Origin of the sequence: Streptomyces sp. C1-1 (genome assembly GCF_050214755.1) — a bacterium.
Classification (GTDB): domain Bacteria; phylum Actinomycetota; class Actinomycetes; order Streptomycetales; family Streptomycetaceae; genus Streptomyces.
The window spans coordinates 2180539-2196241 of record NZ_CP189826.1; the positions used below are offsets into that span (position 1 = coordinate 2180539).

Sequence of the window (15703 nt, forward strand, 5' to 3'; positions counted from 1 at the left end):
CCTTTCGGTCATCCCCGCGCCAGGAGGGGTTCCGCTGGGTTGCGGAGCCCCTCGGCCGCGTCCGCGACCCGTTGGATGAGGTCGAAGAACACCGCCTGCTCGGCGGCGGACAGCGGGGCCAGGAAGACCTGGTTCATACGGGCGGTGCGCACGGTCAGCTTGCGGTGGGTGCGCTCGCCGTCGTCCGTCAGGCGCAGCAGGAAACGGCGGCCGTCCTGCGGATCGCGCACCTTGTCCACCAGGCCCCGCCTGCCGAGCCGGCTGATCACCTCGGCGATCGTGGAGCGGTCGAGGCCCACCCGCTCCCCCACCGTGCGCTGGTCCAGGCCCGGCTCGTCGGCGAGCGCGTTGAGGACCGCGAACTGCGGCGAGGTGATCTCCTCCGAGACCATGGTGTTCCACAGCAGGTAATGGGCCTGCTGCAGCCGCCGGGCCAGGTGCCCGGGGTGGGTGGTGAGATCCACCGCGGTCATGCGCGCCCCCCGAGGTCGAATTAGTTGGTGCACTGAACGATAGCGGGCGCGTCGTCGCCTGTCTCCCGTCGGGCGGGCTCGCCCGGCCTCACTGTCCTTGGAGGTCTTGACGCTGAACCGTTCCGATGGCAGCGTGAAGGAAACTTCACCGAAATACTCAGTGCCCTGATTAATCTTGACCGGGCGCTCGGACGGGATGGGGCTTCACGGATGGACAAGGTGGTCGCCACAGCCGCGGAGGCGGTGGCCGACGTGCCGGACGGCGCGTCGCTGGCGGTGGGCGGTTTCGGCCTGAGCGGTGTGCCGAACGTGCTCATCGGGGCGCTGTACGAGCGGGGCGTGTCCGGGCTGCGCGTCGTTTCCAACAACTGCGGGGCGATGGAGACGGGGCTCGCGGTACTGCTGGCGGCCGGCCGGATCGCGCGGGTGACCGGGTCCTACATCGGCGCCAACAAGGAGTTCGCCCGTCAGTACCTGGCCGGGGAGCTGGAGGTGGAGCTGATCCCGCAGGGCACGCTGGCCGAGCGGCTGCGGGCCGGCGGCGCCGGCATCCCCGCCTTCTACACCCCGGCGGGAGTGGGCACCCAGGTGGCCGAGGGCGGCCTGCCCTGGCGCTACGACGGCACGGGCGGCGTCGCGCTGGCCTCGCCGCCGAAGGAGGTGCGGGAGTTCGACGGCACCGAGTACGTGCTGGAGCGGGGCATCCGTACCGAGTTCGCGCTCGTCCGGGCGGCGAAGGGCGACCGGCACGGGAACCTGGTGTTCAACAAGTCGACCCGGAACTTCAACCCCCTCGCCGCCATGGCGGGCAAGGTCACCGTCGCCGAGGTGGAGGAACTCGTCGAGCCCGGCGAGATCGACCCGGACGCGGTGCACCTGCCGGGCATCTTCGTCCAGCGGGTGGTGGCGCTCACGCCGGAGCAGGCGGCCGACAAGAAGATCGAGCAGCGGACGGTGAGCAGCTGATGCCGTGGAGTCGTGAGCAGATGGCCGCGCGCGCCGCGCGCGAGCTGCGGGACGGGCAGTACGTCAACCTCGGCATCGGCCTGCCGACGCTGATCCCCAACTACCTGCCCGAGGGTGTGGAGGTGATCCTGGAGTCGGAGAACGGCATCCTGGGCACCGGACCCTACCCGGCCGAGGCGGAGGTCGACCCGGATCTGATCAACGCCGGGAAGGAGACGGTGACGGTCCTGCCGGGCGCGTCCTTCTTTGACTCGGCGCTGTCCTTCTCGATGATCCGCGGCGGTCACATCGACGTCGCCGTGCTGGGCGCCATGCAGGTCTCCGAGACGGGCGACCTGGCGAACTGGGCCATCCCCGGCAAGCTGATCACCGGGATCGGCGGGGCGATGGACCTGGTGCACGGCGCCCGTACGGTCATCGTCGTGATGACGCACACCGCCAAGGACGGCTCGGCGAAGATCGTTCAGGAGTGCGCGCTGCCGCTCACCGGCAAGGCGTGTGTGAACCGTGTCATCACCGATCTCGGCGTGATCGACGTGACACCCGACGGACTGGTGTTGACCGAGGTCGCCCCAGGGGTGAGCGTCGATGACGTCGTCGCCAAGACCGGCGCGAAGCTGACTGTTGCGGAGGACCTGCTGTGAACACGGTTTACCTCGTCGACGCCGTCCGTACCCCGATCGGCCGCTACAACGGCGGCCTGGCGGCGGTGCGCCCGGACGACCTGGCCGCCCACGCGATCCGCGAACTCCTCGCCCGCACCCCCGGCCTGGACCCGGCGCGCATCGAGGACGTCTACTTCGGCAACGCCAACGGCGCGGGCGAGGAGAACCGCAACGTCGGCCGCATGGCGGCCCTCCTCGCGGGCCTGCCGACCTCCGTCCCCGGCGTCACCGTCAACCGGCTGTGCGCCTCCGGCCTCGAAGCCGTCATCCAGGCGGCCCGCGCCATCGCCGCCGGCGACGCCCACATCGCCGTGGCCGGCGGTGTGGAGTCCATGACCCGGGCGCCGTACGTGCTGCCGAAGTCGGACAAGCCGTTCCCCGCGGCGCACACCGAGCTGTACTCCACCACCCTCGGCTGGCGCATGGTGAACCCGAAGATGGACCCGCAGTGGACCATCCCGCTGGGCGAGTCGGCCGAACTCATCGCCGACAAGCACAAGATCAGCCGTGAGCAGCAGGACGAGTTCGCGCTCGCCTCGCACCAGAAGGCGGCAGCGGCGCAGCGGCAGGGCCTGTTCGACGCCGAACTCGCCCCCGTCTCCATCCCGCAGCGCAAGGGCGACCCCGTCGTGTTCGCCGCCGACGAGTGCGTACGCCCCGACGCCTCCCTGGCCGCGATGGCCAAGCTCAAGCCGTCCTTCCGCACGGAGAACGGCACCGTCACCGCCGGCAACGCCTCGCCCCTGAACGACGGCGCGGCGGCCCTGCTGCTGGTCGACGAGGAGGGCCTGAAGGCGGTGGGCCGCGAGCCGCTCGCCCGCATCAGCGCGACCGGCGTGAACGCGCTCGACCCGCACTACTTCGGCCTCGCCCCCGTCGAGGCGGTCAACCGGGCGCTCGCCAAGGCGGGCAGGACCTTCGACGACCTGTCCGTACTGGAGCTGAACGAGGCCTTCGCGGCCCAGGTGCTCGGCTGCGTCGCCGAGTGGCCCGAGTTCGACCCGGCGGTCCTCAACCCCCAGGGCGGCGCCATCGCGCTGGGCCACCCGCTCGGTGCCTCCGGTGCCCGGCTCGCCGGCACCGTCGCCCACCAGCTCGCCCGCCGCGGCTCCGGCGTCGGCGTCGCCACCCTCTGCATCGGCGTCGGCCAGGGCCTCGCCCTCGTCCTGGAACGATAGAAACCCCGAGGAATCCCCATGACTCTCACCCAGCACGACATCGACCAGGAGATCGCGGCCGAGCACGCCGCGTACGAGAAGCGGGTCGCCGACGGCGCCCCGGTGGAGCACCACCCGCGCCGCGACTACGCCCCGTACCGCTCCTCGGTGCTGCGCCACCCCCAGCAGCCGCCGGTCGCCATCGACGTCACCAAGGACCCGGAGCTGGTGGAGCTGCACTCCCCCGCCTTCGGCGAGCGCGACCTCGGCGCCATCGACAACGACCTCACCCGCCAGCACACGGGCGAGCCGGTCGGCGAGCGCATCACGGTCTCGGGCCGACTGCTGGACCGGGCCGGAAAGCCCGTACGCGGCCAGCTCGTCGAGATCTGGCAGGCCAACTCGGCCGGCCGCTACGCCCACCAGCGCGAGCAGCACGACGCCCCGCTGGACCCGAACTTCACCGGAGTCGGGCGAACGATCACCGACGCCGAGGGCCGCTACCACTTCACGACGATCCAGCCCGGCCCCTACCCCTGGCGCAACCACGTCAACGCCTGGCGGCCCGCCCACATCCACTTCTCGATGTTCGGCACGGCGTTCACGCAGCGGCTGGTGACGCAGATGTACTTCCCGGCCGACCCGCTCTTCCCCTACGACCCGATCATCCAGTCGGTGACGGACGACGCGGCGCGCCAGCGGCTGGTCGCCACCTACGACCACGACCTGTCCGTGCCGGAGTTCTCCATGGGTTACCACTGGGACATCGTGCTGGACGGCCCGAACGCCACCTGGATCGAAGAAGGACGCTGACCTGCCATGACGAAGATCGACACCAGCCGGCCGGAGAGCGTGCTGCCCACCCCTTCGCACACCGTGGGCCCCTTCTACGGCTACGCGCTGCCCTTCCGCGGCGGCGAGGACATCGCGCCCCTCGGCCACCCGGACACGATCACGGTCCACGGTTACGTCCTCGACGGCGAGGGCAAGCCGCTGCCCGACGCGTTCGTGGAGCTGTGGGGCGCCGACCCGGACGGCAACGTGTCCACCACCGACGGCTCCATCCGGCGCGACCCGGCGTCCGGCGACTACCTGGGCCGCAACGGCGTGGAGTTCACCGGCTGGGGACGCATCCAGACCGACGCGAACGGCCACTGGTACGCGCGGACCCTGCGTCCGGGCGCGCGGGGGCGCAGCGCGCCGTACCTCAGCATGTGCGTCTTCGCGCGCGGGCTGCTGGTGCACCTGTTCACCCGGATCTATCTGCCGGGCGACGAGGCGGCGCACACGGACGACCCGCTGCTCGCGCAGCTGGCGGCGGAGCGCCGCGACACGCTGATCGCGAAGGACGAGGGCAACAGCACCTACCGTTTCGACATCCGCCTTCAGGGCGAAGGCGAGACGGTCTTCCTGGAGTACCAGTGACTTCTGTCGATCCCGACGACACCGGCCTGCTCGCCCCCGGGTGGGCAGGCTCCCCCGCCGCCTCCGCGACCTCCGACACCGCCTTCCTGCAGGCCCTGCTGGATGCGGAGGCGGCCCTGACGCGCGCCCAGGCCGCCCGGGGCCTCGCCCCGGCCGAGGCAGCCACCGCGGTCACCGAGGCGGCCGACGCCGCCCGTTTCGACGTGCGCTCCCTCGCCGGGCGCGCCCGCTCCGGCGGCAACCCGGTCATCCCGCTGGTCGCCGACCTGACGAAGAACGTCGGCGAGGAGTACGGCCCCTACGTCCACCGGGGCGCCACCAGCCAGGACATCATGGACACGGCGATGATGCTGGTCGCCGTGCGGACCCTGGAGCCCGCCCTGGCCGACCTCGCCCGCACGGAGCGGGCGCTGGCCCGGCTCGCCGCCGAGCACCGCGACACCCCGATGCCGGGCCGGACGCTCACCCAGCACGCCGTACCGACGACGTTCGGGCTGAAGGCGGCCGGCTGGCGCTCGCTGGTGCTCGACGCACGCGACCGGCTCATCCGGGTACGCGACACCCTGCCCGTCCAACTCGGGGGCGCCGCCGGGACACTGGCGGCCTTCACCGTGTACGGCGCAGAGGACACGGCGGCCCTCACCGCGGCCTTCGCCAGTGAACTGGGCCTCGTCGCCCCGCTCCTGCCGTGGCACACCCTGCGCACGCCGGTCGCGGATCTCGCCGGCTGTCTGGCCTTCACGGCCGGCGCGCTGGGCAAGATCGCGGCGGACGTCCTGGTTCTCGGCCGCACCGAGATCGCGGAGGTCTCGGAGGGCAGCGGCGGCGGCTCCTCGGCGATGCCGCACAAGGCCAACCCCGTGCGGTCCACGCTGATCGCGGCCGCCGCCCGGCGCGCCCCGCAGCTCGCGGCCACGCTGTACGGCTCGATGTCCGCCGAGGACGAACGGCCCGCCGGGGCCTGGCACGCCGAGTGGGAGCCGCTGCGGGACCTGCTGCGGCTGGCCGGCGGGGCCGCCCGGGACGCGGCCGAACTCACCGAGGGACTGCGGGTGAACGCGGACGCGATGCGCGAACACCTCGGCCTCACCCACGGGTTGATCGTCTCCGAACGGCTGTCCGCCGAGCTGGCCGCGGTGCTCGGGCGGGCCCGCGCCAAGGAACTGCTGACGAGGCTCGCCCGGCGGACCTACGCCGAGGACCGCCCCCTCGGTGAACTCCTCGCCGAAGAGCCGGAACTGAAGGACACCGACCTCGGCGAGCCCACCGACCCCACCCGTTACACCGGCTCCGCCGGAGCCCTCACCGACCGTGCTCTGGAGCGACGTTGACCGACACACTCCTCAACCACCGTGCCGAGGGGCCCGCTTCCGCGCCCGCGCTGCTGCTCGGGCCCTCGCTCGGTACGTCGTACGCGCTGTGGGACAAGGTCGCGCCCGAGCTGTCCGCCGCCCACCGCGTGGTCCGCTGGGACCTGCCGGGGCACGGCGGGTCCGCCCCCGGCCTGATCGGGCCCGGCGCCACCGTCGGCGACCTGGCCGGCCTGGTGCTGGCCCTCGCCGACTCGCTCGGCATCGAGCGGTTCGACTACGCGGGTGTGTCGCTGGGCGGCGCCGTCGGTCTGCACCTCGCCCTGCACCACCCGGAGCGCGTCTCCTCGCTGGCCGTGATCTGCGCGTCCGCGCACTTCAGCGGAGCCGGGCCGTGGCAGGAGCGGGCCGAGCGGGTGCGCCGGGAGGGGCTGGACTGGCTCGTCGAGAGCGCCCCGGCACGCTGGTTCCCCGACGGATTCACGATCCCGGAACTCGTGCGGGACCAAGGCGCCGCCGACCCCGGGGCGTACGCCGCCTGCTGTGACGCGCTGGCCGCCTACGACCTGCGCGACCGGCTCCCCGAACTCTCCGTCCGCACGCTGCTGATCGCCGGCCGCGAGGACCGGGCGACCCCGCCGCCGCATCTGCGCGAGATCGCCGACGCCGTCCCCGGCTCCACGCTCGTCGAGCTGCCGGGGGCCGGCCACCTCGCCCCCGCGCAGTGCCCGCAGGCCGTGCTGACGGCGCTGCGCGCGCACCTCGACGGGGGCGTCAAGCTCGGCATGGAGGTGCGCCGCGAGGTGCTCGGCGACGCGCACGTGGACCGCGCCCAGGCCCGCCAGACCCCCTTCACCGCCCCCTTCCAGGACTTCATCTCGCGCTACGCCTGGGGCGAGATCTGGACCGACCCGACGCTCTCGCGCCGCGAGCGCAGCATGATCACGCTGACCGCGTTGGTCGCGCACGGCCACTACGAGGAACTGGCCATGCACGTGCGCGCGGCCCGCCGCAACGGGCTCACCCCCGAGGAGATCGGCGCGGTGCTGCTGCAGACGGCCGTGTACTGCGGCGTCCCGGCGGCCAACTCGGCGTTCGCCGCGGCGCAGCGCGTCCTCGCCGAGGAGGCCGAGGCGGAAGGGTGACCCTGCTGGTCGTAGCCTCAGCAGCACCTCGCACATACCTTCGCCGCGTGCCTACGGTGGGGGCATGGCCACCATTCTCATCACCGGCGCCACCTCGGGGCTCGGCCGCTACGTCGCCTTCGAGCTGGTCCGCTCCGGACACGTCGTCCTCGCCCACGGCCGCGACGCCGGGCGGACCGAGCGGCTCGTCGAGGAGCTGCGCACCGAGGGCGACGCCGAGGGGTTCGTCGCCGACCTGGCCTCGCTGGCGCGGGTGCGCGAGCTGGGCGCCCATGTGGCCGACGCTCATCCCGACCTGGACGTACTGATCAACAACGCCGGTGTGGGGGCGGGCGCGCCGGGCACGGGACGGGAGTTGAGCGCCGACGGCCACGAACTGCGCCTGGCCGTGAACTACTTGGCGCCGGTGGTGCTGACCCGCGCGCTGCTGCCGGTGCTGCGCGCGAACACGCCGGCCCGGATCGTCAACGTGGGTTCGGTGGGCCAGGAGCCCCTCGACTTCGACGACGTCGAGTTCCGTCGCGGCCACGACGGCTTCGCGGCCTACCGGCGCGCCAAGTTCGCCCTGGCCGCCCACACCTTCGCGCTGGCGCGGGAGCTGGCGGACACCGGCGTCGCGGTGAACGTCCTGCACCCGGCGACCTTCATGGACACGGCGATGGTCCGGGAGGGCGGCGTCACCCCGTGGAACACGGTGGCGGACGGCGCCCCGGGCGTACTGGCCCTGGCCACCCAGGACTTGGGCACGGGCGGCTACTTCGACGGCACGAGCCGGTCGAGGGCGCACGAGCTGACGTACGACCGCCAGGTGCAGAAGCGACTGTCGGCGGTGACGGACCAGCTGCTGGCGCTGTAACGCCCTCAGCGCAGGCCCCGCCCCGTGTCCAGCACCTCCCGGGCCGTCGCCACCAGACCGTCGGCGCCGCTCGAACGCGCCAGTGCCAGGCCGCGGTTGATCTCGGCCACCGACCGCGCGGCGATCCCGTACTCCACGCGGGCCGCCGCGTGCTCGTACTGGCAGGGGGAGGCCTCCAGGTAGGCGACCGCCTGGGCCGCCAGCCGGACCGCCCGCTGCCCGGTCTCCAGCGCCGCGGCACACCGAAGCGCCTCGCCGATGGCCGTGTCCGTGCCGAACCGTTCGGCCTGCCGGCGGGCGTCGGAGGCGAGCCGGGCGGCCCGGGACGGGTCCTCCGTGGCGAGGGCGCGCGCCAGGTCGAGGGCCCAGGGGACGACCACGGGGTTGTGGTGACCGCGGGCGGCGGCGGCCTTCTCGGCCTCCTCCAGTTCGTTGATGCCGTCCTTGGTGCGGCCGACGGCGAGCAGCAGCCTGCCGCGGACGGAGCGCACGTCGGGCATCACGATGGTGGAGGGGTAGGGCGGGGCGAAGCCGTACTGCTCGGCGATCTCCCAGGCCTCCACGACATGGCCGCGGGCCAGCAGGGTGTCGACGAGGTTGCAGGTCACGGTCCAGTACAGCGGCAGTCCGCGGCCGACGCGCTCGGCGAGGCGCAGCGACTCGCGCAGGGAGGTCTCCGCCTCCCGCAACCGGCCGCGCCTGCGGTGCGCGAGGCCGACGTAGGCGTGGGCCAGGACGAGATGGCCGCCGCTCCAGCCGGCCGACTCGTAGGCGCGCAGGGCCTCGGTGCACAGGCTCTCGGCGCGGTCGAGACGGTCGGTGTGGGCGTAGGAGCTGGCCAGCATCAGCAGGAGTTCGATGCCCCACTCGGTGTCGGTCCAGCCGAGCCCGGGGGCGAGGCGGCCGTTGACCAGGGAGCGGTCGCAGTACTCGACGACCTCTTCGGCGTTCTCGCCGTGGATGAGGGCGTCGAAGCCGCGCAGCATCAGCAGGGCGCGCTCGGAGTTGTCGCGGCCGGTGCAGGTCGCGGCGAGCGCGGCGAGGCGCTCGGAGCGGTCCGGGGAGACGGCCTCGCCGGCGATGCCCTCCCACATGAACCTGACCGCCTGCAGCCGGAGCTTGGCGGGACCGTCGTCGAGCCGGGCGGCCTCCGCCTCGACCGTGCGGACGGCCTCCTCCAGCTGGTCGTTGTGCAGGAGGGCCTGGGAGAGGCGGAAGACGGCGTCCACGCGCTCGTCGCCGGCCAGGCCGGGCATGCCGAGCGCGGACTGGAGGTGGTCGATGGTGACGGCGGGCGCGGTCAGGAGGGTGGCGCAGCCGAGTTCGTAGAGCACGCGTGCGTGGAACTCAGGGGTCGGCGGTTCCAGCAGGGCGCGTTCCAGGCAGCGGCGGGCCGCGTCGGGGGCGCCGACGGCGAGGTGTTCACGGGCGGCCTCGCGCAGCTGCTCGACGAGTTCCTCGTCGTCGTCCGGATGCACCTTGAGCAGGTGCCGGGAGGCCATGGCGGCGCCGCGCCCGGAGTCGGTGATGACCTGGGCGGCGATGCCGTGCATGGCGGTGCGCAGGGCGTCGGGGATGGAGTTGTAGACGGCGGAGGCGATCAGCGGGTGGACGAACTCCAGCTCGCCGTCGCCCGTCCGGCCCGCCGACGGGTCGGGTTCGGCGAGGATGCGGGCGCCCTTGAGCAGCTCGGCGCAGCGCGCCGCCGTGTCGTGCTCCATGGTGGCGAGCTTGGCGACGAGGCGGACGGTGATGTCGGTGCCGAGGATGGCTGCGGCCCAGGCGAACCGGGTGGCGTCTATGCCGAGTTCCTCCAGCCGGGCGACGAGTCCGCCGCCGCGGGCCGAGCGGTTGAGGGCGCGCAGTTCGGCGGCGGAGCCCTCGGTCGGCTCCAGCTCGCTGTCCTGGACCTTGGCGAGGAGTTCGACGGTCTCGTACGGGTTGCCGCCGGTGACGGCCCAGACCTCGCGGCAGAACGGGGCGTCGGCGTGCGCGCCGAGGGTGGCGCGGGTGAGGCCGGCGGTGGCGTCCGGGGTGAGGGCGCTCAGCAGGGTGCCGGGGCGGCCCGCGGTGGCGGCGACCGCGTCGAGGAGGCGGGCACTCTCGCCGCTGACCTCGCCGGGACGGCGGGCGACGACGACCAGGACGGAGAGGTCGTCGAGGCGTTCGGCGAACGCGGCGAGCCAGCGCAGGGTCTCCTGGTCGGCCCAGTGGGCGTCGTCGATGAGCAGCACCAGGGGCCAGTCGCGCCGGGCGAGCCTGCGTACGGCGGCGACCAGGCCGTCGCGCACGCCCTGCGGGTCGGCCTGCCGCTCGCCCGGCTCGGTGATGCCGAGGGCGGGGCCCGCGACCTCGTACCAGTCGCCGAGGTACTCGCGCGCCTCCTCCGGCATCAGTGACACCAGGGCGGGCTGCAGCAGCTGGCGGACCACGTTGAAGGGCACGGACCTGAGGGTCTCGCCGCCGCGGGCCGACCAGACCGTGCAGCCGCGCCGCTCCGCGATGTGGCGGGTCTCGGCCAGCAGGGCGGTCTTGCCCAGGCCCGCCTCGCCCTGGACGATCAGCAGGCTGCCCGAGGACGAGCGGTCGGCGCGCAGGGTTTCGACCGCCTGTGCGACGGCGGCGAGTTCCGCGTCCCGCTCCCACAGGGAGGCCGAGGCGGCCTCCATGGGCCGTGCCTCCGTCATCCCGCTACCTCCCCAAGTCGCCCGAACGACGTACAGATCTCGAGCGTAGCGGCCCGGTCGTGCGAGTGGAGGCCGGTCGGGGCAGCTGTTGCCGTGATGGGTGACAGCGGGTGCGGCCGGGCGACGCACCGAGGGCCTGACCTGCGGACGAGCAGTCGACGAACCGTCAAAAGCCCTTCAAATGAAGCTTTTTTTCGGGCAACGCGAGGACAGACGGGGCTCGTTCGCACTAAGGGGGGCGTCGGGCGACCTGGTCGAGCGGTACGGGTCGGGTGTCCACGGCGGCTCGAAGTCCGGATCCTCTCATCCCGCTTTCACGGACGCCTCATACGGTGGGGGCATGACGCAGGTGACTCCTCCCGGGTGGTATCCCGACCCGGGGCAGACGAGTGAGGGTCCCGCCACCGAGCGCTGGTGGGACGGCAAGGCATGGACGGACCAGACCCGCCCCGCGGGCTCCGCCGCCGTATGGGGTCCCCCGGCGCAGTCGCCGACGGCCGGGACGGATCCGGCGTACGCGGCGTATCCCACCTATCCGGCGTTCCCCGCCCAGCCGCCGCACGCTCCGCGGCGCGGGCTGCACACGGGGATAGCCGTCGCCGTGGCGGTGGCGGTCCTCGCGAGCATCGGTGTGGGCGTCTGGGCGCTGACCGGCGACGGCGGCTCGGGCGGCGGTACCGCGAACTCACAGCAGGGCCCGGGCGGACAGGGCGGCACGGGCGGACAGGGCGGCCCCGGCGGCCCCGGTGGTTCGGACGGTTCCGGCGGCTCGGACGGCGGGCAGTCCCCCGCCCCCGGCCAGTCCGAGGCGCCGAAGATCAAGAGCGGTTCGGTGACCGACCCGATCAGCGGCATCAGCCTGCCCATCCCGGCGGACTGGTACGGACAGCAGCTCCAGGTGGGCGCCTCGGTCACGTCGAACGACTCCTACAAGTGCCCCGGCGACACCTCGAAGAGCTGCACCAAGGGCGGCGCGTACTCGGCTCCGGCCCAGGTCCTCAGGGCCTCGGGCAGCACGGCCGAGGAGGTCGCGAAGGCCGACATCGAGGCGAACGCCACGGATTCCTACGGCGGCAAGACCTACGGTTCGATCACCTCGCACCAGGTGCTCGACTCCAAGGCGGTCACGGTGGCCGGGCAGAAGGGCTACATGGTCCGCTGGAAGGCGGTCACCAGCAAGGGCTCCGACGGCTACGTCGAGTCGCTCGCCTTCCCCTCCCCCGCCAACCCCTCGAACATCGTCGTGGTGCGCTTCGGCGTCGACGTCGGCGAGAAGCAGTCGGTCATCGACGACATCACCAAGGGCATCAAGGTCTCCACCGGCAGCGGCGACGGCCACAACGTCTGACACGGGCCCCGGCAGAGGTCGGCCGGGTGGAGCGCCCCTCCGCTCAAGGGGCACCCCACCCGGCCGGGGAGTGCGCGCCGCCCCCGTCCCCACGGTGCGGCGCGACCAGGTCGCCGTCCAGTCATCCCGTGGACGGCGGCCCGGGTCTCAGGTGAGTCCGAGCGCGGGCAGCACGGCGGCCTCCACGAAGCGGACCAGGTAGTCGGGGTCGGCGTACTCGCCGTCCACGACGGGCCGGGCGCGGGCGACCCCGAACATCTGCGCCGGGATGTACTCCAGTGCCGGATGGTCGGCGGCGATCTCGCCGCGCTCCACCCCGCGCCGCAGCAGTTCCTTCAGCGCGGCGATCTCCGGGTAGACGATGGCCTCACGCAGCGCCTGCGCGAGTTCGGCGTCCTGGGTGACGGCGTGCCCGAGGGCCTGCAGCAGTTTGGTGTCGTTGGTCGACCAGCGGCCCACGGCCCGCGCGGCCTCGCGCAGGTCGCCGGCGAGCGAGCCGGTGTCGATGCCCTCGAAGCGGGACCTGCGGCGCGAGCGCAGCGCGGCGACCACGAACTGGGGCTTGGTCTTCCACTGCCGGTAGAGCGTGGACTTGCTGCAACGCGTGCTGGCGGCGACGCCCTCCATGGTGACGGCGTCGTAGCCGCACTCGCGGACCTGCTCGAGCACGGTGTCGAAGAACTCCTGCTCACGCTCGGGCGTGATCTTGGAGCGGCGCGAGGCGGCGACCGTCTCCGGTCCGTCCGCGGCCTGCGACGTCATGCTCGTCTCCCTTCCTGGGTCCACTCGGAGTCGGTTGGGCCTCCACCCCGACTCTATTCCCGAGAGCCACTGTGTCCTTCCTCAATCGATACGCCAGTGTACCGGAACGCTCTCGTATCGGTACACTGCCGTATCGGAACGCTTCCGTTTCGGGACGTTGGCGTACCGATGAGTTCCGGCCGCGACAGGGGTCTCGACTCGCACCACCACACGCACCTCGTCAGCGAAGGGGCCGGGGGATGACAGCCCGCACCGAGCCTGCAGAAGGAGAGACCCGCGCGACAGCGCGGCCTCCGCTCGTCCGTGAGCTCCTGCTCGTCGCAGGACTCTTCCTCGTCTACAAGCTCGGCCGGCAGCTGGCGACCGGCCACACCGGCGAGGCGATCCACAACGCGCACCGCGTGTGGGACCTGGAACGAGCGGTCCGACTGCCCGGCGAGGGCTCGGTGCAGTCCGCCCTGCTGCACGGCGACACACTGGTGCGCCTGGCGAACACCTACTACGCCACCGTCCACTTCCCCGCCACTGTGGCCTTCCTGGGCTGGCTGTACCTGCGGCGTCCCGCGCACTACGTCTGGGCCCGCCGGGTCCTCGCCACGGTCACCTCCGCGGCCCTGGTGCTGCCCTTCGTGTTCCCGCTGGCACCACCGCGCATGCTGGCCGGCACGGGCCTGATCGACACCGCCAGGGTCTACGGCCCCTCGGTGTACGGGCCGCCGTCCTCGGACCATCTCTCGAACCAGTTCGCGGCGATGCCCTCGCTGCACTTCGGCTGGGCCCTGATGGTGGCCGTCGGCCTGATCGCGGCCACCCGGTCCCGGTGGCGTTGGCTGTGGCTGCTGCACCCGGCGGTCACCCTGCTGGTCATCGTCGGGACGGCGAACCACTACTGGCTCGACGCGATCGTGGCCACCGCGATGCTCGGTACGGCGCTCGCGCTGATCCACCGGCCGCGGCACACGGTCTCCACGGCGGGCCGGGGCGGCGCCGCGCCGGCCCCGGCCGTCGACGACAAGATCCTGGTGGGAGCGGCCCGATGACCGCCACACTCGTCGCCGTCGCCCTGTCCCTGGTCTCCGCCGTCGCCTACGCGGCCGCGGCCGTGGCCCAGGAGCGGCTCGCCGCCCGCAACTCCGGCACCGGCACGCTCCGCCTGCTGGCCGCCGGCGCCTGGTGGGCCTCCGTCGGACTGAACGCGGGGGCGGCCCTGCTGCACGTCGTGGCACTCAAGTACGGCCCGCTGACCGTCGTACAGCCGCTCGGTGCGCTGACTCTGGTCGCCGCGGTGCCGATGGGGGCCCGCGTGGCCGGACGGAAGGTGAGCTCCGCCGAGTGGCGGGGCACCGCGCTGACGCTGGCCGGGCTGGGCGCGATCCTCGTCACCGCTTCGGGGAAGGCGCCGGAGGCCGTGCTGAGCGTGCCCGAGGCGCTGGCGGTCGCCGGGGGGACGGCCGCGCTGATCGGCGCGCTGGCCCGGCCGGGGGCCAAGCCGGGGCTGCGGCACGCCACCGCGTCCGGCTTCGCCTCCGGCGTCGCCTCGGCGCTCACCCAGACCGTGACGGTCGCGGCGACGGACCGCTCCGGTTCGCTGCTGAGCTGGCAGGTGATCGGCGTGGCCCTGCTGGTCGCCGCCTTCGCGGCGGGCGGACTCATGCTGTCGCAGACGGCCTACCAGGGCGGACTGGGCGCGCCTCTCGCCGTGGTGACGCTGGCGAACCCCCTGGCCGCCGCGGTCATCGGCCTCTCGCTGCTCGGCGAACGGCTCCAGGGCGGGGCGGCGGGCGTCCTGCTCGCCCTCGCGGGAGCGGGCCTCGCCTCCTGGGGCGTGGTGCTCCTGACCCGGACGGCCCCGGCGTTCGCCCCGGAGGAGGAGCACCCGGTGGCGGCCGTCCTGGCCCTGAAGCCCGAATCGGCGCTGCTGGAGAACCCGTTGGTGCCCCGGCAGCCGGCCGACCCGGGCCACCTGACGCCCCTCTGAGCCCGCACGGGCCGGCCCCTGACCGGTCTCAGCCCAGTCCGCGCGAGTCCTGCTTCAACGCCGTGTCCACGGTCAGTGCCGTGGCCACCACCAGGCTCAGCAGCGGCTCCGGCAACTGGTAGTGGATCTGCAGCACGTAGTTGTCCGCGGTGGTGAACATCGTCTTGGCGAGGCCCTCCCACGTCTTCGTGATCCGGGCGACCTCGTTGCCCGCATGGTCGACGATCGCGAAGTTCCAGGCCCGCCAGTTCTCCGCCTTGATCGCTCCGACCTGCTGGTCGTTCACGACCAGCGCGAAGTTGATCTTCCCGATCATGTTCTGCTGCACGATCTCACCGACCGGCGAGCCGTCGGGACGGGACACGATCACCCGGGACTTGAACACCTTCGCGGGCCGGGTCAGCACCAACTGCGGCTGTCCGTGGGCGTCCCGGATCTCCAGCCGGTGCGTCATGAACTGGTCGAGGCTGGAGACGAACCGCACCGCCTTCTTCAACGCGCTCTGCCCGACCTCGGTCACCGAGCCGATCTGGTTGCCGTTCTGATCCATGACCGTGTACTCGTTGGTCAGCTCGATCAGCTTGGCCTTCTGGTTGACCACCAGGACCGGCTCGGTGAACAGGCTGCCGCCACCGGGGCCGCTGGGCGCGACCCCGGCCTGCTGCTGCACCTGACGCTGCACCCGCGGGTCGGGCGCGGCGGGCTGCTGCGGTACGTGCTGCATCGGCTGCTGCTGCGGCGGCTGCTGAGCGGCGGCCGACGGCTGCTGCTGGTCCGCATGGGTGTGCTGGGTCCACTGGGCGCCGTCCCAGTAGCGGAGGGTCTGCGGCGCTCCCTGCGGATCCGGATACCAGCCAGCAGATGTGTTCGATTGTGTGGTCACCGGGGCACACTACCCCGGCACCACCCACGCCCCGCCAGTCCCGGCAAC

At 72.9% G+C, this 15703-nt stretch carries 15 protein-coding genes; 11 read left to right on the plus strand and 4 right to left on the minus strand.

Translation table 11 applies throughout. The annotated features are described in order from the left end of the window. Positions 1 to 8: 8 nt before the first annotated feature. Entirely contained in the window at positions 9 to 473 is a 465-nt protein-coding gene (locus ACQF4J_RS10005; protein WP_351582575.1) for a MarR family winged helix-turn-helix transcriptional regulator, read from the minus strand. A 210-nt stretch (positions 474 to 683) separates the two neighbouring features. Here ACQF4J_RS10005 and ACQF4J_RS10010 point away from each other — a divergent pair, with 210 nt between their 5' ends. From ACQF4J_RS10010 to ACQF4J_RS10045, 8 genes are all read left to right on the plus strand, one after another. Beyond that, the gene (locus ACQF4J_RS10010) at positions 684 to 1439 is read left to right on the plus strand and encodes a CoA transferase subunit A (RefSeq protein WP_351582577.1); all 756 of its coding nucleotides are present in this window, start codon (positions 684 to 686) and stop codon (positions 1437 to 1439) included. Further along, positions 1439 to 2083, plus strand: coding sequence for a CoA transferase subunit B (locus ACQF4J_RS10015; protein WP_351582579.1), 645 nt, complete (start codon positions 1439 to 1441; stop codon positions 2081 to 2083). Before ACQF4J_RS10010 ends, ACQF4J_RS10015 begins: the two co-directional genes overlap by 1 nt. Then, a complete protein-coding gene (locus ACQF4J_RS10020) occupies positions 2080 to 3282 on the plus strand; it encodes a thiolase family protein (protein WP_351806037.1) in 1203 nt (400 codons plus the stop codon). The genes ACQF4J_RS10015 and ACQF4J_RS10020 overlap by 4 nt, the downstream gene beginning before the upstream one ends. An 18-nt stretch (positions 3283 to 3300) precedes the next feature. Next, on the plus strand, positions 3301 to 4074 hold the full coding sequence (pcaH, locus tag ACQF4J_RS10025) for a protocatechuate 3,4-dioxygenase subunit beta (protein WP_351582585.1): 774 nt from the start codon (positions 3301 to 3303) through the stop codon (positions 4072 to 4074). Between the two features lie 6 nt (positions 4075 to 4080). Continuing rightward, the gene (pcaG, locus tag ACQF4J_RS10030; RefSeq protein ID WP_351582588.1) at positions 4081 to 4686 is read left to right on the plus strand and encodes a protocatechuate 3,4-dioxygenase subunit alpha; all 606 of its coding nucleotides are present in this window, start codon (positions 4081 to 4083) and stop codon (positions 4684 to 4686) included. Next, the gene (gene pcaB, locus ACQF4J_RS10035; RefSeq protein WP_427165487.1) at positions 4683 to 6017 is read left to right on the plus strand and encodes a 3-carboxy-cis,cis-muconate cycloisomerase; all 1335 of its coding nucleotides are present in this window, start codon (positions 4683 to 4685) and stop codon (positions 6015 to 6017) included. Before pcaG ends, pcaB begins: the two co-directional genes overlap by 4 nt. Beyond that, positions 6014 to 7141: a 4-carboxymuconolactone decarboxylase gene (pcaC, locus tag ACQF4J_RS10040; protein ID WP_351582592.1), complete on the plus strand. Its 1128-nt coding sequence runs from the start codon at positions 6014 to 6016 to the stop codon at positions 7139 to 7141. The genes pcaB and pcaC overlap by 4 nt, the downstream gene beginning before the upstream one ends. Before the next feature lie 64 nt (positions 7142 to 7205). Then, positions 7206 to 7997 (plus strand): SDR family NAD(P)-dependent oxidoreductase, encoded by a 792-nt coding sequence (locus ACQF4J_RS10045; RefSeq protein ID WP_427165488.1) that lies wholly within the window; start codon positions 7206 to 7208, stop codon positions 7995 to 7997. A gap of 5 nt (positions 7998 to 8002) precedes the next feature. On the opposite strand, the gene ACQF4J_RS10050 is transcribed toward ACQF4J_RS10045, so the two are convergent. After that, entirely contained in the window at positions 8003 to 10684 is a 2682-nt protein-coding gene (locus ACQF4J_RS10050; protein ID WP_351582596.1) for an ATP-binding protein, read from the minus strand. A gap of 340 nt (positions 10685 to 11024) precedes the next feature. Between ACQF4J_RS10050 and ACQF4J_RS10055 the strand changes: the two genes are divergently transcribed. Further along, entirely contained in the window at positions 11025 to 12032 is a 1008-nt protein-coding gene (locus tag ACQF4J_RS10055) for a DUF2510 domain-containing protein (protein WP_351806033.1), read from the plus strand. Between the two features lie 147 nt (positions 12033 to 12179). On the opposite strand, the gene ACQF4J_RS10060 is transcribed toward ACQF4J_RS10055, so the two are convergent. Further along, positions 12180 to 12794 carry a TetR/AcrR family transcriptional regulator gene (locus ACQF4J_RS10060; protein ID WP_351571745.1) on the minus strand — a complete coding sequence of 205 codons (615 nt, stop codon included), beginning with the start codon at positions 12792 to 12794 and terminating at the stop codon, positions 12180 to 12182. Positions 12795 to 13033: 239 nt separating this feature from the next. On the opposite strand from ACQF4J_RS10060, the gene ACQF4J_RS10065 reads away from it, so the two are divergent. Both ACQF4J_RS10065 and ACQF4J_RS10070 read left to right on the plus strand, forming a co-directional pair. After that, the gene (locus ACQF4J_RS10065; RefSeq protein WP_351571748.1) at positions 13034 to 13834 is read left to right on the plus strand and encodes a phosphatase PAP2 family protein; all 801 of its coding nucleotides are present in this window, start codon (positions 13034 to 13036) and stop codon (positions 13832 to 13834) included. Continuing rightward, entirely contained in the window at positions 13831 to 14772 is a 942-nt protein-coding gene (locus tag ACQF4J_RS10070) for a hypothetical protein (protein ID WP_351571751.1), read from the plus strand. The genes ACQF4J_RS10065 and ACQF4J_RS10070 overlap by 4 nt, the downstream gene beginning before the upstream one ends. Before the next feature lie 28 nt (positions 14773 to 14800). Here the strand turns inward: ACQF4J_RS10070 and ACQF4J_RS10075 are convergent, their stop codons facing one another. Next, positions 14801 to 15655, minus strand: a complete 855-nt coding sequence (locus ACQF4J_RS10075; protein WP_427165489.1) for a phospholipid scramblase-related protein — start codon at positions 15653 to 15655, stop codon at positions 14801 to 14803. Positions 15656 to 15703 lie beyond the last annotated feature (48 nt).